The sequence below is a fragment of the Neisseria sp. 20925_1_37 genome (assembly GCF_041433255.1).
Taxonomy (GTDB): domain Bacteria; phylum Pseudomonadota; class Gammaproteobacteria; order Burkholderiales; family Neisseriaceae; genus Neisseria; species Neisseria flavescens_D.
Map to the genome: position 1 here is coordinate 56334 of NZ_JAPWBC010000006.1, position 24252 is coordinate 80585.

The 24252-nt window shown below is 48.3% G+C and carries 19 protein-coding genes; 9 read left to right on the top strand and 10 right to left on the bottom strand.

The window, feature by feature from the left end; all coding sequences use genetic code 11:
• Position 1: 1 nt before the first annotated feature.
• From O3661_RS06365 to carA, 6 genes are all read right to left on the bottom strand, one after another.
• A complete protein-coding gene (locus tag O3661_RS06365; RefSeq protein ID WP_371492695.1) occupies positions 2–1243 on the bottom strand; it encodes a type II secretion system F family protein in 1242 nt (413 codons plus the stop codon).
• Positions 1244–1322: 79 nt separating this feature from the next.
• Positions 1323–3002: a type IV-A pilus assembly ATPase PilB gene (gene pilB, locus O3661_RS06370; RefSeq protein WP_063069314.1), complete on the bottom strand. Its 1680-nt coding sequence runs from the start codon at positions 3000–3002 to the stop codon at positions 1323–1325.
• 403 nt (positions 3003–3405) lie between these two features.
• Positions 3406–6621: a carbamoyl-phosphate synthase large subunit gene (carB, locus tag O3661_RS06375; protein WP_371492697.1), complete on the bottom strand. Its 3216-nt coding sequence runs from the start codon at positions 6619–6621 to the stop codon at positions 3406–3408.
• An 18-nt stretch (positions 6622–6639) separates the two neighbouring features.
• A complete protein-coding gene (locus O3661_RS06380) occupies positions 6640–7611 on the bottom strand; it encodes a hypothetical protein (RefSeq protein WP_371492698.1) in 972 nt (323 codons plus the stop codon).
• A gap of 298 nt (positions 7612–7909) precedes the next feature.
• The gene (locus O3661_RS06385; protein WP_049331825.1) at positions 7910–8167 is read right to left on the bottom strand and encodes a SemiSWEET family transporter; all 258 of its coding nucleotides are present in this window, start codon (positions 8165–8167) and stop codon (positions 7910–7912) included.
• 138 nt (positions 8168–8305) lie between these two features.
• Positions 8306–9436, bottom strand: coding sequence for a glutamine-hydrolyzing carbamoyl-phosphate synthase small subunit (gene carA / locus O3661_RS06390; protein ID WP_371492699.1), 1131 nt, complete (start codon positions 9434–9436; stop codon positions 8306–8308).
• A gap of 502 nt (positions 9437–9938) precedes the next feature.
• Here carA and pilC point away from each other — a divergent pair.
• Positions 9939–13400 (top strand): PilC family type IV pilus tip adhesin, encoded by a 3462-nt coding sequence (gene pilC / locus O3661_RS06395; protein WP_371492700.1) that lies wholly within the window; start codon positions 9939–9941, stop codon positions 13398–13400.
• A gap of 262 nt (positions 13401–13662) precedes the next feature.
• Here pilC and O3661_RS06400 read toward each other — a convergent pair whose 3' ends face one another.
• From O3661_RS06400 to tal, 3 genes are all read right to left on the bottom strand, one after another.
• A complete protein-coding gene (locus O3661_RS06400; RefSeq protein ID WP_036493381.1) occupies positions 13663–14397 on the bottom strand; it encodes a LytTR family DNA-binding domain-containing protein in 735 nt (244 codons plus the stop codon).
• A gap of 238 nt (positions 14398–14635) precedes the next feature.
• Positions 14636–15523 carry a tRNA glutamyl-Q(34) synthetase GluQRS gene (gene gluQRS / locus O3661_RS06405; protein WP_371492702.1) on the bottom strand — a complete coding sequence of 296 codons (888 nt, stop codon included), beginning with the start codon at positions 15521–15523 and terminating at the stop codon, positions 14636–14638.
• A gap of 152 nt (positions 15524–15675) precedes the next feature.
• Positions 15676–16731, bottom strand: coding sequence for a transaldolase (tal, locus tag O3661_RS06410; protein WP_371492703.1), 1056 nt, complete (start codon positions 16729–16731; stop codon positions 15676–15678).
• Between the two features lie 134 nt (positions 16732–16865).
• Between tal and O3661_RS06415 the strand changes: the two genes are divergently transcribed.
• The 8 genes from O3661_RS06415 (at position 16866) to hpf (ending at position 22879) form a co-directional block, all read left to right on the top strand.
• Positions 16866–17840 carry an SIS domain-containing protein gene (locus O3661_RS06415; RefSeq protein WP_371492705.1) on the top strand — a complete coding sequence of 325 codons (975 nt, stop codon included), beginning with the start codon at positions 16866–16868 and terminating at the stop codon, positions 17838–17840.
• A gap of 66 nt (positions 17841–17906) precedes the next feature.
• The gene (locus O3661_RS06420; protein WP_003686818.1) at positions 17907–18443 is read left to right on the top strand and encodes an HAD family hydrolase; all 537 of its coding nucleotides are present in this window, start codon (positions 17907–17909) and stop codon (positions 18441–18443) included.
• Positions 18440–19021, top strand: coding sequence for an LPS export ABC transporter periplasmic protein LptC (gene lptC, locus O3661_RS06425; RefSeq protein WP_107696730.1), 582 nt, complete (start codon positions 18440–18442; stop codon positions 19019–19021). Before O3661_RS06420 ends, lptC begins: the two co-directional genes overlap by 4 nt.
• On the top strand, positions 19002–19532 hold the full coding sequence (lptA, locus tag O3661_RS06430; RefSeq protein WP_070589313.1) for a lipopolysaccharide transport periplasmic protein LptA: 531 nt from the start codon (positions 19002–19004) through the stop codon (positions 19530–19532). The genes lptC and lptA overlap by 20 nt, the downstream gene beginning before the upstream one ends.
• A gap of 70 nt (positions 19533–19602) precedes the next feature.
• Entirely contained in the window at positions 19603–20337 is a 735-nt protein-coding gene (gene lptB / locus O3661_RS06435) for an LPS export ABC transporter ATP-binding protein (protein WP_003679854.1), read from the top strand.
• Between the two features lie 46 nt (positions 20338–20383).
• Entirely contained in the window at positions 20384–21001 is a 618-nt protein-coding gene (locus O3661_RS06440; RefSeq protein ID WP_371492707.1) for an energy transducer TonB, read from the top strand.
• A gap of 158 nt (positions 21002–21159) precedes the next feature.
• Entirely contained in the window at positions 21160–22515 is a 1356-nt protein-coding gene (gene rpoN / locus O3661_RS06445) for an RNA polymerase factor sigma-54 (protein WP_371492708.1), read from the top strand.
• Positions 22516–22564: 49 nt separating this feature from the next.
• On the top strand, positions 22565–22879 hold the full coding sequence (gene hpf / locus O3661_RS06450; RefSeq protein WP_371492709.1) for a ribosome hibernation-promoting factor, HPF/YfiA family: 315 nt from the start codon (positions 22565–22567) through the stop codon (positions 22877–22879).
• A 73-nt stretch (positions 22880–22952) separates the two neighbouring features.
• Here hpf and O3661_RS06455 read toward each other — a convergent pair whose 3' ends face one another.
• Complete coding sequence (locus tag O3661_RS06455; RefSeq protein ID WP_371492710.1) at positions 22953–24230, bottom strand: AmpG family muropeptide MFS transporter; 1278 nt, start codon at positions 24228–24230, stop codon at positions 22953–22955.
• Between the last annotated feature and the right edge of the window lie 22 nt (positions 24231–24252).

Consider the following 24252-nt stretch of genomic DNA (forward strand, 5'->3'; position numbering starts at 1 on the left):
ATCAACCTACGACATTACCCAAGTTAAACAGCGGCAGATACATGGCAATCAGCAAGATACCGATGAGCGAACCCAATACCACCATGATGATAGGCTCCATCAAGGCAGATAAGCGGGAGACGGAGTTGTCTACTTCATCTTCGTAGAATTCGGCTGCTTTGTTCAGCATATCGTCCAAAGAGCCTGACTCTTCGCCGATGGCCGCCATTTGGATCACCATGTTGGGGAACATATCTGTACTTTGCATACTGGATGTCAGTGACAGACCTTGGGTTACCTTGGCTCGAATGTCTTGAGTGGCTTCTTCATAGAGAATATTGCCGGATGCGCCTGCAACTGAATCTAATACTTCCACTAAAGGAACACCGGCTGCGAAGAGGGTAGAAGTCGTACGCGCCCAACGGGCGATGGTTGCTTTTCGGACGATGGTGCCAAAAACAGGCAGTCTCAAAATCAAAGCATCGATTCGTTTTTGGAAAGTAGGCGATTTTTCATGGAGTTTGTACAGGCCGAAGGCCGAAACAATCAAAAGGATGATCATAATCCAGCCGTAGTCGACGAATAAATCAGACAAGTTCATGACAAGTTGGGTAAGGCTTGGCAGCTCTGCACCCATATTGGCATAAACTTCTTTAAAGGCAGGCAGTACAAACATCATCATGATGAAGATAAGCGCAATCGCCACCACGATAATGGCAATCGGGTAGGTCAGCGCGGTTTTAACTTTTTTCTTAATGGCTTGGGTTTTTTCTTTATAGACAGCCAGTTTGTCCAATAAGCTTTCCAGTACGCCGCCGGACTCGCCTGCGCTGACCAGATTGCAATAGAAACGGTCGAAATATTTTGGATATTTGGAGAACGATTTACCCAATGCGCTACCTTGTTCGACATCGGAGCGAACCTGCATCAGCATTTCGGTCATACTCGGATTGGAGTGGCCGCGCGCAACGATTTCAAAAGCCTGCATCAGCGGTAAGCCTGCCTTCATCATCGTTGCCAGTTGGCGCGTAAACACCGTGATGTCTTCTTGGGTAATACGGCGTTTGCGTGCGGTTTTGACTTTGCTGATACGTAAAGGACGAATGCCTCTGCGCTGGAGTTTTTTGCGCGCCTCTTCTTCATCTTTGGCAACTACTTCGCCGCGGACAAGACGTTCGGTCTCGATGTTTTTTCCTTCAAATGTAAAACGCTTGCCTTTGCTTCTTGAACCGAACAGACTTCTTTTTTGCTCTGCTTGAGCCATGAGTTATCCCTTGTTAGTAAGAAATAAAGCGGACTGTTTCCCCGTGCCGCTTTATTGTAATTTTCGAAAATATGGCAGTTTAGTCATTGGTATGAGCAGTTACTTCTTCCAAAGAAGTCAGGCCTTGCATGACTTTCATGAGGCCGGCACGACGCAGGTCTACCATGCCTTCCTGATAGGCCATGTTCATGATATCAACTTCTGTACCGTTGTTCATAATGACTTTTTGCATTTCATCGCTGACCGGCATGACTTCATAAATGCCGACGCGGCCTTTAAAGCCTTTGCCACGGCAGCTGTCGCAGCCAACCGGGCGGTAGAGCTTCCAATCTTGAGCCAAGTCCGCATCGGTAAAGCCGGCTTTTTTCAATGCCGGAACCGGCGGGCGTTCAACTTCGCGTTTGCAGTTCGGACACAGTCTGCGCAACAGTCTTTGCGCCATAATCAGGCTGACCGAGCTGGCGATGTTGAAAGGCGCAACACCCATGTTTAAAAGGCGGGACAGCGTGGCCGGTGCATTATTGGTATGCAGGGTAGAGAAAACCATGTGGCCGGTTTGGGCGGCTTTAATGGCGATGTCGGCGGTTTCCAAGTCACGAATCTCACCGACCATAATAATATCAGGATCTTGACGTAAGAAGGATCGGAGTGCAGCAGCAAACGTCAGGCCTTGTTTTTCATTGACGTTGACTTGGTTGACGCCCGGCAAGTTAATCTCAGCCGGGTCCTCTGCCGTTGAAATGTTCACATCTTCCGTGTTCAAAATACTCAGGCAGGTATAGAGCGAAACAGTTTTGCCCGAACCTGTCGGACCGGTAACCAACACCATGCCGTAAGGGCGGTTGATGGCCTCAAGCAGCATTTCTTTTTGGAAAGGCTCTAAACCGAGCTGGTCGATATTGAGCGATGTACCATCGGAATTTAGGATACGCATTACCACTTTTTCGCCAAACAATGTCGGCAACGTGCTGACACGGAAGTCAATCGGACGGCCGTGTTTATGGAAGGCAATTTGAATTCTGCCGTCTTGCGGAATACGTTTTTCGGAAATATCCAAACGCGCCATCACTTTGATGCGCGATGCCAGCTGGCCGCGCACGGCGACAGGTGGCTGTACGACTTCACGCAACTGTCCGTCCACGCGGAAACGGACGCGCGCCATTTGTTCGTAGAATTCAAAGTGGATGTCCGATGCACCCGCATTCAGGGCATCGGATAAGGTTTTGTGGATGAAACGGGGGATAGGGCCGTCTTCAGCTTCTTCATTATCGATATAAAGCGATTGAGATTGCTGCGTTGCTTCATGTTCGTCGTTGATTTCTTTCAGAATGGTGGTCGAACGTTGGCCCAGCCATTCCAGCAATGAGCTGAGCTGGTCGTCGGGAACCACTACCAAGTCGACACTTAAACCTGAAGCAAAAGCGATTTTTTGAAAGTTTTGGATTTGGGTCGGATCGGATACGGCGAAATAAACCTTGCGTCCGCGTTTGAAAATCGGAATGCAACGGTTTTGCACCATTTGCTCTTCCGTCAGAATGTCGCTGACTACATTATTGCGTGGGTAGTAGCGCAAATCCAAAAGAGGATAGCTGAATACGCGCGCGACTAACTCTCCCAAAGCTTTAGGGGAGATGATGCCGTCTGAAAACAGGTTGGGCAGGATTTCTTTGCCCGATTGTAAAAGGTTGTTGTAATGTTCCGCTTGTTGATTTGAGATGGTCTGGCTTTGAACCAAAACACGCAATAATCCGACACTCATTTTATTTTCCGTTTCTTGTGCAGTTTTCCCTTTAATTTAGAGGAAAGCCGTATTATTTTATCATTATTATGATTAAAGCATATGTTTAATTATGCAAATCTGCTTAAGTTGCAAAGACATGCTTCTGCTTTAATTGTATTTTTATTTCAGACGGCCATTATAAAGCAAGGGGAATAGGCGTTAAACTCGATATTTTTGGATTATGATGAAAAAACAACAATTTTGTCGTATAAATCCAATCAATAACGAAATTATATTTCATGTTGCTATTGCTTGTTTGGAGATGGCAGAAAAGGTTGTTTTGATGGACAGACGGTTGGAATTTGAAATATGAAAAGGCCGTCTGAAACTGAGCAATCAGGTTTCAGACGGCCTCTTAGCTATTTAAATCCGATAGGATTGATTAGGCTTTGTTTTTCAGACGACCATGCAATTCCTGTACGCTGTACACGCCCAAGTGCTCGCGGCTTTTTGCGCCTTCGCTCATGGCTTCGCCGCCGGCGATGGTGGTGTATTGCGGTACGCGTTGGGTGAGGGAGGTGCGGCGGATGCTGTGGCTGTCGGTAACAGATTGCACTGTGCTGCCGACGGTGTTGACCACCAGTGCGATTTCGCCGTTTTTAATTGCGTCCACGATGTGTGGGCGGCCTTCCTGCACTTTGTTGACCGCTTGCACGATGATGCCGTGTTCTTTCAAGTATTCGGCGGTACCACGTGTGGCGCAGACACCGTAGCCGAGTGCTTGGAAGTTTTGTGCGGTTTTGACGATGAGCGGTTTGTCTTCGTCGCGTACGGCGAGGAACACTTTGCCGGTTGTGCTCAAGCGTTCGCCTGCGCCGAGTTGGGCTTTGAAATAGGCTTCACCGAAGCTTGCGCCTACGCCCATGACTTCGCCGGTAGAGCGCATTTCAGGGCCGAGAATGGTGTCCACACCCGGGAATTTGATGAATGGGAACACGGCTTCTTTAACGGCGTAGAAGTCCGGGATGACTTCTTTTTCTACGCCTTGCTCTTTCAGCGAAATGCCTGCCATCACGCGTGCGCCGACTTTGGCGAGCGGTACGCCGGTGGCTTTGGATACGAACGGTACGGTACGGCTGGCGCGTGGGTTCACTTCCAGTACGAAGACCACGCCGCCTTGTACGGCAAACTGTACGTTCATCAAGCCAACCACGCCCAGTGCATATGCCATGGCTTTGGTTTGACGGCGGATTTCGTCTTGAATTTCTTCGTCTAATGAGTATGGAGGCAATGAACAGCCGGAGTCACCGGAGTGGATACCTGCTTGTTCGACGTGTTGCATAATGCCGCCGATAACGACATCTTGGCCGTCTGAAACGCAGTCTACGTCCACTTCGATGGCGTTGTTCAAGAAGAAGTCGAGCAATACGGGGCTGTCTTCGGAAACTTGTACGGCTTCGCGCATGTATTTTTGCAACTCTTCTGCAGAGTGAACAATCTGCATGGCGCGGCCGCCGAGTACGTAAGAAGGACGGACAACCAACGGATAACCGATTTCTTCGGCTTTAACGAGGGCTTCTTCTTCGTTGTGGGCGATGCGGTTAGGCGGTTGACGCAGGCCTAAGTCGTTCAATACTTTTTGGAAGCGTTCGCGGTCTTCGGCAGCGTCGATGCTGTCGGCAGATGTGCCGATGATGTTCACGCCGTTTGCCACCAATGCGTTGGCCAGTTTGAGCGGGGTTTGGCCGCCGTAATGCACAATCACGCCCCATGGGTTTTCGGTGCGGACGATTTCCAATACGTCTTCCAATGTCAGCGGCTCGAAGTATAGGCGGTCGCTGGTGTCGAAGTCGGTGGACACGGTTTCGGGGTTGCAGTTGACCATGATGGTTTCAAAACCGGATTCGCGCAGGGCGAGTGCGGCATGAACGCAGCAGTAGTCAAATTCAATACCTTGGCCGATACGGTTTGGACCACCGCCGAGAATCATCACTTTTTTACGATCGGAAGGACGGGATTCGCATTCTTCTTCGTAAGTGGAGTAGAGGTAGGCGGTTTCGGTGGCAAACTCGGCGGCACAGGTATCGACGCGTTTGTAAACCGGATGCAGTTTCAGCGCGTAGCGGTGTTCGCGGACTTCTTTTTCACTTACGTTCAACAATTGTGCCAAACGTTTGTCAGAGAAGCCTTTGCGTTTCAGACGGCGTAAAGCGGCATAATCTAAATCTTGCAACTGGCCGTCTGAAACCGATTTTTCTTCTTTCACCAAGTCTTCGATTTGCGCCAAGAACCAAGGATCGATGGCGCAGATTTCGTGGATTTCTTCCAGCGTGAAGCCTGCGCGGAACGCATCGGCTACAAACAACATACGCTCAGGGCCGGGGTTGGCCAGTTCGCGGCGGATTTCCGCTTTGTCTTCGCTGCGAGGGTTGAAGCCGCACAAGCCTGTTTCCAAGCCGCGCAGGGCTTTTTGGAAGCTTTCCTGAATCGTGCGGCCCATCGCCATCACTTCGCCCACCGATTTCATCTGCGTGGTCAGGCGGTCGTCTGCGGCAGGGAATTTTTCAAATGCGAAACGCGGGATTTTGGTCACGACATAGTCGATAGAAGGCTCGAACGAAGCTGGGGTGCGGCCGCCGGTAATGTCGTTGCGCAACTCGTCCAGCGTAAAGCCGACCGCCAGTTTGGCCGCTACTTTGGCAATTGGGAAGCCCGTTGCTTTAGATGCCAACGCGGATGAACGGCTTACGCGCGGATTCATCTCAATCACAATCATTTCGCCGTTTTCAGGGTTTACCGCAAACTGAACGTTTGAGCCACCCGTATCCACGCCGATTTCGCGCAACACTGCCAACGAAGCATTACGCATGATTTGGTATTCTTTGTCGGTCAATGTTTGTGCAGGCGCAACAGTGATGGAGTCGCCAGTATGAACACCCATCGGGTCGAAGTTTTCAATCGAGCAGATAATGATGCAGTTGTCGTTTTTATCGCGTACAACTTCCATCTCGTACTCTTTCCAGCCGAGAACAGACTGCTCAATCAGCAACTCATGTGTAGGTGACGCATCAAAACCGCGTTCGCAAATCGCCAAGAATTCATCTTTGTTGTAGGCAATGCCGCCGCCCGAACCGCCCATGGTGAAAGACGGACGAATCAGCGTCGGGAAGCCGACCTGTTCCTGCGCCGCCAAGGCTTCGTTCATGGTGTGGCAGACAAAAGATTTCGGGCAGGACAAACCGATTTTTTCCATCGCCTCCTTAAAGCGGCCGCGGTCTTCCGCCTTATCGATCGCGTCTTCAGTCGCACCGATTAATTCGACGTTGTATTTCGCCAGCACGCCGTTGCGCGCCAAATCCAGCGCACAGTTCAGCGCGGTCTGGCCGCCCATGGTAGGCAGAATCGCGTCAGGACGCTCCTTGGCGATAATCTTCTCCACCGTCTGCCACATAATCGGCTCGATGTAGGTAACATCCGCCATTTCAGGGTCGGTCATGATCGTGGCAGGGTTGGAATTCACCAGAATGACTTTATAGCCTTCTTCACGCAAGGCTTTGCAGGCCTGTGCGCCGGAATAGTCAAATTCGCAGGCCTGACCGATAACGATAGGGCCGGCGCCGATGATAAGGATGGATTTTAGGTCAGTACGTTTGGGCATGGGGTGGGTCTTTCTTAGTTAAATATTCTTTAAATTATCAACATAGTCATTATAATTTAAATTATTTATGAATTTTTTCTCAATTTCATTAATTAGGCTATGAATATCAACTTCTTTTACTCTTATATCATTTATTTCTTTTATCTTTTTTGTTGATCCTTTGGTAATAATCCAGATTTGCTTGTCAGAATTTTTACTAAGACTAATTTCTTTACCATTTACAGTTAAACTTGTTTGCTCCAATTTTGCAGCATAATTATGTATCTGCTCTCTTTTGTAGTCTTCATAATTTGATGACAAAGTACAATCATAGATTACTTCTAGATTCTTTATTTTAAATAAACCATCAAACATTCCCGCTTGATTCTGTTGTGGAATTGGATATATCTCCGTAACAAGCATTTTTAGTATTATATTTGTATAGTCTTCAAAGATATACGGATCTGTAATTAGATTAGCATTTTCTCTTATACTAGAAATAATAGTTTCTATAGCTTCAGAAATAGAATTAACTACTTGCCTTTGTGAATTATCTGATACAGCCTGTTTGGCTTCTACCATGGCTGGTTTGTTATTTATTACATTTATTTTATTCGCAAAATCTCCGTTCGGTTCAAATTGAACATCCATGCCTTCTTTTAATTGTTCAAACTTAATATTGAGCAATCCTTTTTCAGCAAAGAAAAAATCTTTTTTTGCATTTTGATTTATTTTAGAAATAAACCCAGTTCGCTTTTGGGTATCTAACTTTTTAATTTTAGAAGAAATTACAGATCTTTCAGGTTTAAGAATTTCTATTTTATTTGCAAAATTCCCGTTTGGTTCAAATTGAACTTCCACACCTTCTTTAAGTTGTTCAAATGTAATATTGAGTAATTCTTTCTCTACAAAGAAAAAATCGTTTTCCGCATTGTTATCCAGTTTTTTAATATATCCATTGCGTTTATCCGTATTCAAAAATTTGATTACAGAAATTTTCTTATTGTCCATGACAATCTCCTAGTTTATATAGCAAACGTAGCAAGTCGTAGCCCGCATGTAGGGTGTGTGCGGTACGCACGCACGCGTTCTCTATTTTCCCTGCAACCCTAGCCCACCGCGTGCCTGCCTTGCGGCACACATCCTGCCGATGGATTCAAAGGTCGTCTGAAAAAACTCTTGCGGTATTTGTTCCGTCTACCTTTCGATAAAAAGCGAACTGAAAATTCCTGCCGTTGATATTTTTTGGTGACTCTTTTTCAGACGACCTTTTGCGTTTTTATGTTGCACAGGCCGTCTGAAAACTTCCTTAAAAACTAGTGACAAATGTAATCAAGCCCAAAATGATGCCCGGGGCGTTTGCCAGCATGACGGGGTAGTCGCGTTTTTCTTTCAAAAAGCCGTAGGCAACCCATAATGTGCAGTTTATGGCGGCAACGAGGGGTTGCAGCGGCGAGCCGGGGTTGCCGGCAAGGTTATTTTGGATTTGTGGGATATAGGAAACGTACATGCCGACGGCGGTCAGGGTGGCGACGACGGAAAGAATGCGCATTTGCTTTTCTGTCATGGTTCTTCCTTTCTGATTCGAGGGTTGGGTTTTCAGACTGTGTAGATGTTGAGAGGGTGTCTGAATTTATATTTTTTGAGGTTTGGTTTTCAGACGGCCTGTTGTTGAGTTGAGTGTGGCCGTCTGAAAAAATCAGCTTTATTGCTTCGCCGCTTTCATATTGTCAATGAATTTGTCAAACAGATAGCCGACATCCTGCGGACCGGGGCTGGCTTCGGGGTGGCCTTGGAAGCAGAATACAGGTTTGTCGGTCAGTTCGATGCCTTGCAAAGTGTTGTCGAACAAGGATTTGTGGGTAATGCGTGCGTTAGCGGGCAGGGTGTCGGCATCGACGGCGAAACCGTGGTTTTGGCTGGTGATGACGACTTTGCCGCTGTCCAAATCTTGTACTGGGTGGTTAGCACCGTGATGGCTGAAGCGCATTTTCAGGGTTTTTGCGCCGATTGCGAGGCTGATCAGTTGGTGTCCTAAGCAAATGCCGAAAATCGGTTTGCCGCTTTCCATTAATTTTTGTACGGCTTTGATGGCGTAGTCGCAAGGCTCGGGGTCGCCGGGGCCGTTGGACAGGAATACGCCGTCAGGATTGAGTGCCAATACTTCTTCCGCGCTGGTTTGGGCGGGAACGACGGTCAGGCGGCAGCCGCGAGAGGCGAGCATGCGCAAGATGTTGGTTTTGACGCCGAAATCGTAGGCGACGACGTGGTAAGGCTGTTCGGAAGGGGTAACAAAACCTTTGCCCAATTCCCATTCGCCTTCGGTCCATTCGTAAGTTTCTGTGCAGGAAACTTCTTTTGCCAAGTCTTTGCCGACCATGCTGCCGAATGCGGCAATCAGTTCTTGTGCTTTTTCAACGGTGGCATCTGCACCGGTCAAGATTGCACCGCCTTGCGAGCCTTTTTCACGCAACAGGGTGGTCAGGCGGCGGGTGTCGATGTCGGCGATGGCGACGGTTTTGTTGCGTACCAAATAGTCATGCAGGCTTTCGGAGGTGCGGAAGTTGCTGTGCAAGAGCGGTAGGTCGCGGATAATCAAGCCTGCGGCGTAAACGCTGCGGCTTTCTTCATCTTCGGCGTTGGTGCCGGTGTTGCCGATATGTGGATAGGTGAGGGTAACGATTTGTTTGCAGTAGGAAGGGTCGGTCAGGATTTCCTGATAGCCGGTCATGGAAGTGTTGAACACGACTTCGCCGGAAGTCGAACCTTCGTAACCGATTGATGTGCCGTGAAATACGCTGCCGTCAGCGAGAACGAGAAGAGCCGGAGTGGTCATGATGGAATCCTGTTTGCCTGATGATGGTCGGTTCGAAAAAAAAATGGGTCAGGCCGTCTGAAAAATAAAAATTGTTTACAAAAAAGACAGCCTTCGGAAATCTCGGCTAAAAAAAAACACGCTCCGCAGCTTTGATTTTGCTGTGTAACGTGCTTTTTCAGACATAGCGGTCTATGCCGTAGAAGCAGTGTATTTTAAGTCAAAGTAATAGGAATTTCAAGCGTAGAGTAAGTAATCGATAATTTAAAAACGTTTTATCTTTACGGTACAGTCCCTTGCTTTTGGAATGCTTGATGAATAAGGTTGAACTAAATATTCAGTCAGGCCGTCTTAAAACTGAGCAGGCAGATTGTTTCATTTTTGTTGTGTTTGAAATGCAGGTGTAGGGAAATTCAGCCGAATCAAACATGAAACAGGCTGTTTATGCTAGAATCGTAACCTTATAAAAAATAAAAACAACGTCATTTTTAGCTGAGATTATCCGATGAAAAAAGAACACATTATGCAAAACGCTCCATCAGGCCGCCATCGCCTCATTCATGCAAGCGTTGCTTCCGCTTTAGCACTCATCAGCATTTCCGTTCAGGCAAATACGCAGCAATTTGCCCAAACTCCTTTTTACCTGCAAAACAAAACCGACGTCAGCGGTCAACCCAAAGTCAAACACAATATTATGTTTTTGATTGATGACTCAGGCAGTATGTTGGCTGATGCAAAGGGTGATTATCATGTCCGTGATGAGCAAAAAAAAATCAACATTGCAAAATCAGCATTAAAGCAGGTTTTAGCGCAATATAAAGATCAGTTCAACTGGGGCTTGCAGACTTTGCACAATAATCCTCGGTATTGGAAATGGGATGAGAAAAAAAGGAAAGAGAATAATGCTATTTACGCATATGCAGAACTGCCTAGCCCTGACGATACCAAAGGCGATATGAAGGATACTGAAGGCTTTACGGATGGTTCCGCAGGTCGCAACTGGGAATATGTCAGTAAGAAGGTAGACGAGATGTTGGCTTATCAAGGTACGCCGACAACGCGCCGTTATTATGAAGTCGTCAAAAATTTCGTCATCCCCAATATCAAATATCGCTGCCAGAAATCTTATGTTGTTGTGGTATCTGATGGTGATGCCAATATGAGTTGTAGCAATCAGGATGCCGGTGAGGATCCTCGCTTATCGCGCAATACCAGCTTCAACTACGATCGAGATTATTACTATTCAAACTACTATCGCGCCATCGAACATAGCGCGGATACACCTGCATACCAATATTTCGGGCCGTCTGCAGCGAAGGCTTATGACGATAAATATGGAAAAGGTGAATTTTTCAACGATGGTCGTGGTTTTAGTGGATATTTTGACCTACCACTTTATCAATATGATGCTCATATCCCGCCGCATGAGAAAAAAGTGATGTGCCAATATACCGATTATAAATTCGGGTATAGCGATTATTATCGTAGGCGAATGTGGATAGGTAGTGGCGAAATCATTGTTCCTATTTGGGATAGAAACTATGGTAATGAGAAACGCGGTATGAGTTTCTTCAGTCAGACTTTGGCGGAAAAAGATATTAAAACTGCGGCAAAAGATGGTGTAGATGCTGCGGGTAAAAGCTGGGATGGTGATCCAAGCGACCCTAAAGGTGCGGATTATAGCAAGCAATTGGTTCAGACTTTTACTGTGGGCTTTGGTGAGGGAGTCTCTGAAGTTGGGCGAGAGTATCTGAAAAAGGGTGCCAGTCGCCCGGAATGGTATTTTAATGCCGCAAAACCTGAAAAGTTGCTCGATGCTTTCAAAACCATCGTCGATAATATTGAAAATGACAGTAAAATAACAAAATTTGAGGGAACATCTTCAACTGCGCCTGCAACGACCAGTATGGGTGTTCCCGATATGGCGGCAACGGTTCATTTAAATACCAGCTCTTGGAGCAGTCAGTTGCGGTTTTATAAATTAAACCGCGATGGTACGCCTATCAATACGACCGAGTTTGTTCAGCCATCATTTAATAACCGCCTCACTTTGGTTAATGATGGCAGTAAGACCTATTTTATCGATAGAGTTGCAGATAATGAGGCTTCAAATGCCGATTTTGACATTTCAGACGGCAGTGCGAAAGATAAGTTGGAATGGAAAAATGCATTGCTGAAATGGACTGGCCGAGTAGGTAGTGATGAAACCATCAAAGCGGATGCAGAGGCAAAAGGTTATAACCAGTCTTATCGCATCCGTCCAACTGATCCAGCTGACGCAAGTAAAGATGAGCGCAATTTGGGCGATATTTTGGACGGTTCGGTTGCTTCGATTGGCGATAAGCGCGACAACCGTCAAGAGTTTTTGGTCGCTGCTGCCAATGACGGCATGGTACATATTTTCCGTAATGGTACGCCTAGCAATCCTTATGACTTGAAACTCAGCTATATTCCGGCAGGTATGGAGCGCGAGGACGATCAAGGTCAAGCAACAACTTTGGGCAAAGTTCTGAAGGATATTGCTCGCGATGGTTACGGCTCTGGCACGCCGCACCGTTATATGGTTAATGGTGGCTTTGTTCTCCGCCAAACACCTGATAAGCAAACCTTTATGTTTGGTGCGATGGGCCAAGGTGGACGCGGTGCGTATGCGTTGAATATCGGTGCAGTGGCGAACAGTGATCGTAGTGGTTGGAATACGACTGTACCTTTGTTTGAAACAGAAAAAGGCTCTGGCAATAAGCTGGGTTATACCATTGGTTCGACACAAATTGGCCGTGTCTCCATTAAACGCAATGCTACTCCGGTTAATCTGGAATCTGACGTGCGTTATGCAGGCTTCTTGGCTAGTGGCTATCGCACTGAAGATGTGAATAGTGCCGACAATGAAACAGCTTTGTATGTCTATGATATGACAGGGAAAGAGGCAGGGACGAAAAATACTGGCACTAATGTTTCTTCTGAAGCTGGCAAGCTCTTGGCCAAAATTTCTGCACCGAATGGCAAAGGTGGTCTCTCTACCCCCACTTTGGTAGACACCGATTTTGACGGTATTGTCGATATTGCTTATGCCGGCGACCGTTACGGCAATATGTTCCGCTTTGACTTGAGTGGTGAAACTCCGTCCAAATGGTCTGCGCAAATGATTTTCCAAGGATCGGGGAATCAACCGATTACGTCTGCGCCTGCGGTATCACGCCGCAGTAAAGATAAGTATGTCGTCATTTTTGGTACGGGTAGCGAGATTTATCAGAATGAATTGACCAATACCAATGGCCAAATCAATGCCGTTTACGGTATTTACGACGATGTGTCTACTGATGAATCCAAAAAAGCAGTTTTGGCAAACAGCAGTGAGTTGGAACAGCAAACCAGAGAAAGTGACGGAGAACACATTTATGTCAGCGACAATAAGGTTGGTGAAGGCAAAAAAGGCTGGAGTCTGACTTTAGGTCCGAATGAACGTGTGACTGTCAAGCCGACGATGATTTTGCGTACAGCCGTTGTGACCATCCGCAAGTATGAAACCAAAACAATTCATACTGATTCTTCCAGTACCGATGTTTGTTTGCCGGATAGTACGTCCACACAAACGACAGCGAAAACGATTATTCTAGGCGTAAATGCTGAAAACGGCGGCCGTTTGGGCTTGCGTGATGCGCGTATCTCCAGCAAAGATCGCATATTTATCAAACGTGAAAATAATGGCCAGATTTATTACGCCAACGGTATGACTTTTGATGGCGTTATCAACTTTACTTATATGAATTCCAGCAAAGCCGACGATTCTCCGGTAACTGCCGATGGCGATAGCGGCGGCACGGGTACGGATAAGGAGTTGAACGCTACGCCGAGCGTGCCAAACAATAAATGTTTTGCAACCAAAGGCGATCGCAGTCTCTTGTCTAACCAGCTGGTCAGCCTGGAAGTACAAGGCCGTACATGCGGACTCAAGCGCATCAGTTGGCGTGAATTGTTCTTTTAATCTGTAAGGCTAAGTATCGAGGCCGTCTGAATGTTTCAGACGGCCTTTTCTGTTGAGTGATAATAATTGAGAGATGCTGGATTGAAAAATAGAAAACCTTGTTTGTGGATATAACAAGGTTTGATCAAATTGAAAGCTTGGATAGAGCTAAATGACAGACTTGGGCTATTCTTTTTTAATTTTCTACTATTTGGTTGAGAAGTTAAAAGGCCGTCTGAAAATATCTTTTCAGACGGCCTTTGATTTATCAAGGAGCGCATTGTTAGATGCTGTTTTTAATGATTTTCCGCAGAGTAGACAGTTGTCGGCGGCTGACGGGTAGCGGGGTCGGAATATCGAGAATTTTTGCGCCCCATGTGGATGCGGATTCGTCGTTTTCGTCATCGTCCAGTCGAATCAGGCTGTCGAGGGTGTGGCGGAAGACGAGGGCATTGCGGTGGATGCGGATGACCTTGTCGCCAAGCAACTCTTCCCAGTAAACTAGGGTCTTCGGTAATTCGTAGCTGTGGCCATCGCCGGTAAACAGATAGACGGTTTTGTGTTCCGCCATCAGGTAGCGCGCCTGTTGCCATGGGATTTCAACCATGCGTTCGCGGTTGTACACTTTGAAATGGGTGAAACTGTCTGCTTTTTCGCGGTTTTTCTCGATGATGCGGTCAAGCGCGGTTTGCAGGCGGGTCATTTTGATTGGTTTGAGCAGATAGTCTGCGGCAGCCAGCTCAAACGCGCGCAGGGCGTGTTCTTCGTAGGCTGTGGTGAATACAATTTCCGGCTGGCGTTTGGCGGTACGCTTAATGCGTTCGACAAATTCGAGACCATCGATTTCCGGCATGCCGATGTCGGCAAAAACGATGTCGACTTCGTGGACGCTCAGCCACTCCAATGCTGGCATGGCATGGTGAAAGACGTTGAGCAGTACGACATTGCACTCTTCCAATAATACACGTAAGCGTTCTGCTGCTAATACTTCGTCTTCTACAATAATGGCACTTGGCATAGCGGTATTCTTTTTGTTGTATCGTGGGAGATCTGCCGCGCTTTGTCATCCTCAATAACGCGTCAGCCGTATGTTGTTACAACCTTGAAATTATCAGTTTGTGACAATTTTAGGAAATTTTTGAAATATACATGATTTTTCGCTTCTTGGGCATGGTTTGGGATGGATCGGAAGATTACTTACATAATTTTATGAAATATTGTAATACCTAGAGTAATTTTGTTGTAATCATGCTAATTCAGTCCGTGATAATGGACGATTTTGGGATTTTGTCCATTTGCCAGTGCGCTACCGCCCAATCGAGCAATTCCTGCGGACGGTTCATAGCAGGTGCATCGGGTAGGTTGAGGTAGGTCAGGACTTGGCGGAGAAGTTGTTCTTTTTGATTCAAATCCAAAGCCGGGGCAAGGGTTTGTTTCGACCATTTTTGCCCTTGGTTATTGGTCAGTAGGGGAAGGTGGGCGTAGGCCGGTGTGGGAACGCCGAGGCATTGTTGCAGATAGATTTGGCGCGGCGTGGAAACGAGCAAGTCCTGACCGCGGACAATATGGGTTATTCCTTGATCGGCATCGTCGGCAACCACGGCAAGCTGATATGCCCAATAGCCGTCGGCACGAAGCAGGACGAAATCGCCGATATCGTGTGCCAGATTTTGTGCGTAATGTCCGACAATGCCGTCTGAAAAACCGATTACGCGATCGGGAACTTGAATGCGCCATGCCGGTGTTTTGTTTTGCGTGTCGGGTCTTTGCTGAGGATTGCGGCAACGGCCGTTATATACAAATCCGTCTGCGCCATGTGTTGCCGCTGCCTGCCAGTCTTTGCGGCTGCAGTAGCAGGGATACACCAGCCTGGCTGCTTTGAGGCGGTCGAGGGTGTCTTGATATAGGTCGTAACGGCGGCTTTGATAGGCGACTTCGCCGTCCCACTCAAAGCCGAAAGCTTCGAGCGTGCGCAAAATGTCGGCAGCGGCGCCGGGCATTTCACGCGGGGGATCAAGGTCTTCAATGCGGACCAGCCATTTGCCCTGATGAGCGTGCGCGTCGGCATAGGAGGCGACGGCGGTCAGTAGGGAGCCGATATGAAGCAAGCCGGTAGGGCTGGGAGCGAAACGTCCTATATACATGGCAGGGTGGTTTTGTAGGGCAGGGATAGTATGCCTGCACGGTATTCAAATCGTGATAGAAAAGGGCGTGCCGTACACGCCCGAATTTGGGTTTCAGACGGCCTGAGACTTTTCAAAATGATTTAAGTTTCTCGGCCGTCCGTTCAATCCGCTTAAGCCAAGGGAGCAAGCAGTTTGGCGAAAGCGTCTTCAAATTGTTTCAAACCGTCTTCCTGCAAACGCGTTGCCAAGGTTTCGACATCAATGCCGAGTTTGGCGGTTTCGGCAAGCTGTGCTTGGGCTTCGTCCACACCTTCGGTCAAAGTGGCTTTGGCAGTGCCGTGGTCGATAAAGGCTTTGAGTGTGGCATCGGGAACGGTGTTGACGGTATGGGCGCCAATCAGGCTGTCAACGTACAACGTGTCAGGATAGGCAGGGTTTTTCACGCCGGTAGATGCCCACAGAAGTTGTACGCGGTTGGCACCTTTTTCGGCAAGTGCGGCAAATTCGCTGCTACCGAAGTATTGCGCCCAATCTTGATAGGCGGCTTTGGCCAGCGCAATGGCAACTTTGCCTTTGAGGTGGTCGGGTAGGGTGGCGTCCAACGCGGCATCAACACGGGAAATAAAGAAGCTGGCGACAACTTGGATATGGGAAACGTCGTGTCCTGCCTCCAAACGTTTGGCAATGCCGCGTGTGTAGGCCGCATAGGCTTTGAGGGTTTGGGCGCGGGAGAAAAGCAGGGTCAGGTTGACGCTGATGCCGTCTGAAACAAGGGTTTCAAGCGCTTCGATGCCTTCGTCGGTTGCCGGTACTTTAATCATGACATTTTTACGGCCGATGGCGGCGTGCAGGCGGCGCGCTTCTTCAACCGTGCCTTGTGCGTCTTTGGACAATTCAGGCGAAACTTCGAGGCTGACGAAGCCGGTTTTACCGCCGGTGGATTCGTGTTCGGCAAGGCACACGTCGCAAGCGGCTTGCACATCGGCAACCGCCATGGTTTCGTAGCGTTGTTTCGGGGTCAGGTCTTGCTGTTTGAGCGCGGCTACTTCATCGGCGTACAGCGCGTCTCCGGCAAAGGCTTTTTGGAAAATGGCAGGATTGGAAGTTACGCCACACACACCTTGCTTCAGCATTTCTGCCAACTCGCCGCTTTGTACCAGCGAACGGGAGAGATTGTCCAACCAGATTTGTTGTCCTAATGCTTTAACGTCCGATAAAATAGTCATCTCTGATTCCTTTTACATAATAGGTTTGTTTGTGAAGTGGCGGTAATGCTACGCCAATTCGATGAATTTGAACAGTTTACAGCCGATTAATTTGGGCAAAACAAACCTAAATTCAAGCACGAAAGGTGGCTTTGATGGCGGAAAACACACTTTATCTCGACTGGGCGCGCGATGTATTGGATACGGAAGCCGAAGGTTTGCGTGAAATTGCGGCGGCTTTGGACCATGATTTTGTCCGTGCGGCAGAAGCGTTGTTGCACTGCAAGGGTAGAGTAGTTATTACCGGCATGGGCAAGTCCGGACACATCGGCCGCAAAATGGCGGCAACCATGGCTTCCACCGGTACGCCTGCGTTTTTCGTCCATCCTGCCGAAGCGGCGCACGGCGATTTGGGCATGATTGTGGACCACGATGTCGTGGTTGCCATTTCCAATTCCGGCGAAAGCGATGAAATTGCAGCGATTATTCCGGCATTGAAACGCAAAAACATCACGCTTATTTGTATCACTGCCCATCCGACTTCGACCATGGCGCGCCATGCCGATATCCATATTACCGCAGCAGTTTCCAAAGAAGCCTGTCCGCTCGGCCTTGCGCCGACTTCCAGTACGACCGCCGTGATGGCGTTGGGCGATGCGCTGGCCGTGGTTTTATTGCAGGCGCGTGCGTTTACGCCGGATGATTTTGCTTTAAGCCATCCGGCCGGCAGCTTGGGCAAACGCCTGTTGCTGCGTGTGGCGGATATCATGCATAAAGATGAAGCTCTGCCAGCCGTTTTGTTGGGTACGCCGTTGAAAGAAGCCATTGTCCGCATGAGTGAAAAAGGCTTGGGCATGTTGGCGGTAACCGATGCCGAAGGCCGTCTGAAAGGCGTATTTACCGATGGCGACTTGCGCCGTCTGTTTCAAGAACGCGACAGCTTTGCGGGTTTGAAAGTGGACGACATCATGCACGCTTCTCCAAAAATCATCTCCGCCGACCGTCTCGCCACAGAAGCTTTGAAAGCCATGCAAAGCGGCCATGTGAACGGTTTGCTGGTGGTTGAAGAAAACGGCGTGCTGATTGGCGCATTGAACATGCACGATTTATTGATGGCACGAATTGTCTGAATTGACGGCAAAAACGTTTTCAGACGGCCTTATGCTAGAATAGGCCGTCTGAAATAAGGAAACCTTATGCAAAACCTCTCTTCCGACCTGCAACAACGCGCTTTAGGTATCAAACTGCTGATACTGGATGTGGACGGCGTTTTGACCGACGGCCGTATTTTTATCCGCGACAACGGCGAAGAAATCAAATCGTTCCACACTTTGGACGGACACGGTTTGAAAATGCTTCAGGCCAGTGGCGTGCAAACAGCAATTATTACCGGCCGCGATGCGCCTTCCGTCGGTATCCGCGTGAAGCAGCTCGGTATCAACTATTACTTCAAAGGCATTCACGACAAACGTGCCGCCTACGCCCAATTACGCGAACAGGCCGGTGTGGAGGAGCATGAGTGCGCCTTTGTCGGCGACGATGTCGTTGATTTGCCCGTGATGGTGCGTTGCGGATTGGCGGTCGCCGTCCCTGAAGCGCATTGGTTTACTTTGCAATACGCCCATTATGTAACCCGACGTTCCGGCGGCGCAGGCGCGGTGCGTGAAGTGTGCGATTTGATTATGCAGGCGCAAGGTACGCTTGAACCTGCTTTGAAAGAGTATGTACGATGAAAATCAGATGGCGTTACGGAATCGCCTTTCCGCTGGTGTTGGCCGTTTCACTCGGCGCACTGGCGGCGTGGCTCGGCCGCATCAGCGAAGTGCAGGTCGAAGAAGTCGTCCTCAATCCGAATGAGCCGCAATATTCGATGAAAGGCATCAACGGCAAACGTTTTGACCAAGAAGGCCGTCTGAAAGAAAACCTGAGCGCGGTCGATGCCGTCCAATATCCGAATAGCGCGGACGTGCATTTGGACAAACCGCATCTTTCGTTTTACCGAGACGGCAGCCTATTGTACGAAGTCGGCAGCGACAAGGCCGCGTACAATATTCAAAGCAAAAAAGTCGTTTTTGAACAGAATGTTGTCTTAAACAAAGCGGCAGATGCCAAGCGTTTGGCCGGCATCGTCAAAACCGAACGTTTGAATGTCGATACCGAAGCACAATACGCCCATACCGACAGCCCCGTTACTTTCCAATACGGACAGTCCGGCGGTCAGGCAAACGGCATGACTTATGACCACAAAACCGGTTTGTTGAATTTCCCTTCTAAAGTGAAAGCCACAATTTATGATACAAAAAATTTGTAAAACCTTAGCCCTTGTTGCCGTTTTTGCCGCCAGCCCGGCCTTTGCCCTGCAAAGCGACAGCAAGCAGCCGATTCAAATCGAAGCCGACCAAGGCTCGCTTGACCAAAACAACCAAAGTACCACTTTTTCCGGCAACGTCATCATCAAACAAGGCACGCTCAATATCCGCGCCGGCAGCGTAACCGTTTCGCGCAACGACAAAAGCGAGCAGTTGATGAAAGCAACCGGCTCGCCCGTCAAATTCAGCCAAGAGTTGGACGGCGGCAAAGGCGTGGTCAACGGCCAAGCCAATACCGTCACGTATTCTTCCGCAGCCAGTCTGGTTACTCTGATCGGCAATGCCAAAGTACAGCGCGGCGGCGATGTGGCTGAAGGTGCGGTCATTACCTACAACACCAAAACCGAGGTTTATACCATCAACGGCAGCGCCAAATCTGGTGTGAAATCCGCCGCCAAATCCGGCCGCGTCAGCGTTGTCATCCAGCCGTCCAGCACGCAGAAAAACAAATAAGAAAACACACAAAAAGGCCGTCTGAAAAAGGTTCAGACGGCCTGAGGTCAATATCGAAAGTCAACAGAATATGAGCGCAAACAACAGCCGTCTTGTGGTTCAAAACCTGCAAAAAAGTTTCAAAAAACGCCAAGTCGTCAAAAGCTTCTCCCTTGAAATCGAAAGCGGTGAAGTCATCGGCCTGCTCGGCCCCAACGGTGCGGGTAAGACCACCAGCTTTTACATGATTGTCGGCCTGATTGCCGCCGATGCAGGCAGTGTGATGTTGGACGGCCAAGAGTTGCGCCACCTGCCTATTCACGAACGCGCCCGCCTCGGCGTCGGCTATCTGCCGCAGGAAGCCTCGATTTTCCGCAAAATGACCGTGGAACAAAATATCCGCGCCATTTTGGAAATCAGCATGAAGGACAAAAGCCGCATCGATGCCGAACTTGAAAAACTGTTGGCCGATTTGAACATCGAACGCCTGCGCAACAACCCTGCGCCGTCCTTGTCCGGTGGCGAACGCCGCCGTGTCGAAATCGCGCGCGTGTTGGCTATGCAGCCGCGTTTCATTTTGTTGGACGAACCTTTTGCCGGCGTTGACCCGATTGCCGTCATCGATATTCAGAAAATCATCGAGTTCCTCAAATCACGCGGTATCGGCGTATTGATTACCGACCACAACGTGCGCGAAACCCTCAGCATCTGCGACCGTGCCTACATCATCAGTGATGGTACGGTATTGGCTTCAGGCAAGCCGGATGATTTGGTCAACAATGAACAAGTCCGTTCGGTTTATTTGGGCGAAAATTTCAAATATTGAGTTTAGGCCGTCTGAAAAGGTGCATCTGTGTTGAAACGAATTTTTTTTGTCTTCCTTTGCCGTTTTGGCAGCTACTGCTGTGCATGCCATGCCCGAACAGTCATGGCAGGATATGGGTGTGCGCCAAGGCGTGATAGATAAAAATGGCAAGCCGATAACCGGTATCGTAACGGCGACAGCTATCGTGGATAAAGAAGGTAAGCTGGGAAAAAGCCTCCATTGGGAAGTGGATGCGCTGGAATTGTTGAAACTTGCTCAAGAAGTAGGTTTGCCAAAACAAGTCGAGCCTTATAAAGAGTGTACTTATAATCAGAAAACCCAACAAACGGATTGTAAGACACTGGAAAGCCTTAAAAAATTCAGATTCTTTTATACTGTGCCAAATGGATTCAAAGAAGAGATAAAGACGAAACCTGTCCAAGTTGCTCCCCCACCTTATCCAGAGCTTTCTACAGAGAATGGTGAGGAAGGGACTGTGGTATTAAATGCCTTTATCAATATAGATGGCAAAGTATTTGTATGGGTAAAAAAGAGCAGTAGATACTCGCGTTTAGATGCCGCAGGACGAAAAGCGGTTTTGCAGACAAAATTTCAACCCGCTACCTATCGCGGGAAGCCTGTTGCCATGTTTTTTACTCGACGTATTGCGTTTATTTTAAATTAGAAACCATCTCTACTGTTGAATAATTCATTTATCAGTTGATAAAAGAATAATATATTGAAATAATCATCCAATATATAAACAATATATCCGATACTTTCAGACGACCCGTCAGATACAGGTCGTCTGAAATCCATAAAACACGTTTACTATCAAACACCATGTCTTCACTCGTCCTTAAACTCAAACAGACCCAGCAGCTCAACCAGCGGCTGCAGCAGTCTTTGCGCATCTTGCAGATGTCGGGTCTTGAGCTTGAACGCGAAGTGGAAGACTGGTTATTAGACAATCCTCTGCTTGAGCGTCCGGAAACCGATGAGTTTGCCGATAGCGGGCTCAACCGTGCGGTAACCATGCCGCGCGCAGGTCAGCAGTTGAGCGGCGACGATGCCGAAGATATTTGGAGCAACATCGCCGAAGAAGAGGATTTCAAACACTATCTGCATGCCCAAGTGTGCGAACATCCGCTCTCGCAAGTGGAAGCGGCCTATGTTCACGTCTTGATTGATTTTTTGGATGAACAAGGCTACCTCACCGACAGTCTCGAAGAAATCATCGACCACACGCCGTTGGAATGGATGCTGGACGAAGAGGCTCTGCAAAATGCGCTGGATGTATTGCAAACCTTTGATCCGCCCGGCGTGGCTGCGGCCGACTTGACCGAGTCGCTCATGTTGCAGCTGATGCGTTTGCCGGCTTCTCCGGCTAGACAAATGGCCGCGCATTTGGTGCAAAGTTCGCTTCAAGAGTTAGGCAAAAACCGCAAACAAAACGTTCTGCGTTTCCGCAAACTCTATCCCGATACCGACAGCGAAACCATAGAAGCCGCGCTCGATATGATTGCCGAGCTCAATCCCTATCCGGCCTACGGTTTCGCCTCTGCCACGCCCACGCCTTATATTCAGCCTGACGTTTGGGTCAAAGAGGGCAAGGATGGCTGGGAAGTCATCAGTAATGAGGAGGCTTGGCCGAAGCTGCAGCTCAATCAGGAATATTGCGACCTGATGAAATCAGCGGAAGAGGGCGCACCGGAGTGGAAGGAAAAAATCAACGAAGCCAAGCAGCGCATTGATTCTTTGGAGCTGCGTAAAAGCACGGTCCTCCGCCTTGCCGAGTATATCGTCAAAAATCAGGAAGATTTTTTCATCTTCGGAGAAATCGGCCTGTCGCCCATGCTGATGAAGGATGCCGCCGCCGAATTGGGTTTGGCGGAAAGTACCATCTCGCGCGCCGCCAATCAGAAATATTTGTCTTGCCCGCGCGGCCTGTTTGCGTTACGCTATTTCTTCACACAGGCAGTGAATGCCGACGATGACGGCGAAGGGTTCAGCCAAGGCGCAATCAAAGCCGTATTGAGCCAGCTGATTGAAAGCGAAGACAGCAGCAAACCCTATTCGGACGAGACCCTCGTCAAATTATTAAAACAACGCGGCATTGAAATCGCCAGACGTACAGTTGCAAAATATAGAGAATCATTAGACATACCACCGGCACACAAACGAAAATTTACCGAGTAGATATATTCCTATCCGTTTTGACGGACTAATCAACCGAAGGAGCTGTATCATGAATCTAAAAATCACCGGTCTGAATTTTGATGTTACCGAAGCCATCAAAAACTATGTTTCCGACAAGTTGGCACGAATCAATCGCCACGCCGACAACATCATCTCCGTGACCATTACGCTCTCGGTGGAAAAAGTCAATCAAAAAGCCGAAGCTGATGCGCATCTGGCAGGCAAAGATTTGCACGTTGAAGCGATTGAACAGGATATGTATGCTGCGATTGATATTTTGATGGACAAGCTCGACCGCGCTGTTTTGAAACATAAAGAAAAAAGCGGCGATGTCCGCAGTACTGTCAAACCTGCTGCCGAATAAAGTTTTTGTATGATAAAGGCCGTCTGAATATTCAGACGGCCTTTTGTTTTGCTAGATGTTTTAGACTGGCAATCTAGTTACTCACTTTTTCACCATTCCACGGTGCCACTTTAAACAGCAGCAACATGCCCGGTATGCCCAAAGCGAAACACAGCCAGTAGAAATTGAAGTAGCCCATCGCTTCAATCAGATAGCCTGCCGAAGCATTGATAAATGTACGTGGAACGGCTGACAGGCTGGTAAAGAGGGCTAATTGTGTGGCCGTAAATGCAGGATTGGTTTCACGAGCCATGTAGGCAACAAACGCCGCTGTACCCAGACCTACGCCCGCTGCTTCTGCACCAATCACGGCCGCAAGCATCATTTGCTCTGTCAGTGTGATGGTTTCAAACTTGCCAAAATTTGCCAACCAGGCAAAGCCTAGAATAGTAACCCATTGCGCCACGCCGAAAATCCACAAAGCTCTATTGATACCGAGCTTTATCATCCAAATACCGCCTACAATACCGGCAATGACAGCAGGCCATAAACCGGCATTTTTGGCAATGAGGCCGATGTCGGTTTTGCTGAAGCCCATGTCTAGATAAAAAGGTGTAGCCAAAGAAGTGGCCATGCTGTCGCCCAGTTTGTAGAGAAAGATAAACAGCAATACCAATATGGCCTGTTTGATTCCTTTGCGGGAGAAGAACTCACTGAAAGGGTCAGATACTGTTTGGGCAAATGTACGCGACACAGATGGTGGAATGTCAGGCTCTTTAGCTAAAAACAGGGTCATCAGCAGACCGGGCAGCATAAATAGTGCAGTAATGATGAATACGTTGTGCCAAGGCATCAAGTCGGCCAAAATCAAGCTGAGCGAACCAGGTACCAAAGCAGCGATACGGTAGGCATTAACGTGGATAGAGTTGCCTAAGCCTAATTCTTCATCTGACAAAATTTCACGGCGAAATGCATCCAATACAATATCTTGGCTGGCAGAAAAAAAGGCGACCACCAACGATAAGCCCATAATTACATATAAATGCTGAGTAGGATTTAGGAAGGCGTAAATGAGCAAGGTCAGCAGCAAACCAATTTGCGTAACCAGCATCCAACCGCGTCGCCGTCCTAAAAAAGGTAATCTGACCAAATCAATGACGGGAGACCAGATAAATTTCCAAGTGAAAGGCAGCCCGATAAGTGCCATCAGGCCGATGGTTTTCAAATCAACATGTTCGCTGCGCAACCATGCAGGAATCAGGTTGATCAGAAAATAAAGCGGCAACCCCGAAGTGAAGCCTGTGAAAATGCAGATCAGCATTTTGCGCGAAAAAATCTTGCGCCAAGTGCCGGATTGGGGTGCGGTTGTCATAGTGGAATCAATAAAAAAGAAA

What these genes read in the sequence shown, in the direction of transcription:
- O3661_RS06365 (WP_371492695.1), bottom strand. Translation starts at nt 1,243, where the DNA reads ATGGCTCAAGCAGAGCAAAAAAGAAGTCTGTTCGGTTCAAGAAGCAAA.
- pilB (WP_063069314.1), bottom strand. Translation starts at nt 3,002, where the DNA reads ATGAGTGTCGGATTATTGCGTGTTTTGGTTCAAAGCCAGACCATCTCA.
- carB (WP_371492697.1), bottom strand. Translation starts at nt 6,621, where the DNA reads ATGCCCAAACGTACTGACCTAAAATCCATCCTTATCATCGGCGCCGGC.
- O3661_RS06380 (WP_371492698.1), bottom strand. Translation starts at nt 7,611, where the DNA reads ATGGACAATAAGAAAATTTCTGTAATCAAATTTTTGAATACGGATAAA.
- O3661_RS06385 (WP_049331825.1), bottom strand. Translation starts at nt 8,167, where the DNA reads ATGACAGAAAAGCAAATGCGCATTCTTTCCGTCGTCGCCACCCTGACC.
- carA (WP_371492699.1), bottom strand. Translation starts at nt 9,436, where the DNA reads ATGACCACTCCGGCTCTTCTCGTTCTCGCTGACGGCAGCGTATTTCAC.
- pilC (WP_371492700.1), top strand. Translation starts at nt 9,939, where the DNA reads ATGCAAAACGCTCCATCAGGCCGCCATCGCCTCATTCATGCAAGCGTT.
- O3661_RS06400 (WP_036493381.1), bottom strand. Translation starts at nt 14,397, where the DNA reads ATGCCAAGTGCCATTATTGTAGAAGACGAAGTATTAGCAGCAGAACGC.
- gluQRS (WP_371492702.1), bottom strand. Translation starts at nt 15,523, where the DNA reads ATGTATATAGGACGTTTCGCTCCCAGCCCTACCGGCTTGCTTCATATC.
- tal (WP_371492703.1), bottom strand. Translation starts at nt 16,731, where the DNA reads ATGACTATTTTATCGGACGTTAAAGCATTAGGACAACAAATCTGGTTG.
- O3661_RS06415 (WP_371492705.1), top strand. Translation starts at nt 16,866, where the DNA reads ATGGCGGAAAACACACTTTATCTCGACTGGGCGCGCGATGTATTGGAT.
- O3661_RS06420 (WP_003686818.1), top strand. Translation starts at nt 17,907, where the DNA reads ATGCAAAACCTCTCTTCCGACCTGCAACAACGCGCTTTAGGTATCAAA.
- lptC (WP_107696730.1), top strand. Translation starts at nt 18,440, where the DNA reads ATGAAAATCAGATGGCGTTACGGAATCGCCTTTCCGCTGGTGTTGGCC.
- lptA (WP_070589313.1), top strand. Translation starts at nt 19,002, where the DNA reads ATGATACAAAAAATTTGTAAAACCTTAGCCCTTGTTGCCGTTTTTGCC.
- lptB (WP_003679854.1), top strand. Translation starts at nt 19,603, where the DNA reads ATGAGCGCAAACAACAGCCGTCTTGTGGTTCAAAACCTGCAAAAAAGT.
- rpoN (WP_371492708.1), top strand. Translation starts at nt 21,160, where the DNA reads ATGTCTTCACTCGTCCTTAAACTCAAACAGACCCAGCAGCTCAACCAG.
- hpf (WP_371492709.1), top strand. Translation starts at nt 22,565, where the DNA reads ATGAATCTAAAAATCACCGGTCTGAATTTTGATGTTACCGAAGCCATC.
- O3661_RS06455 (WP_371492710.1), bottom strand. Translation starts at nt 24,230, where the DNA reads ATGACAACCGCACCCCAATCCGGCACTTGGCGCAAGATTTTTTCGCGC.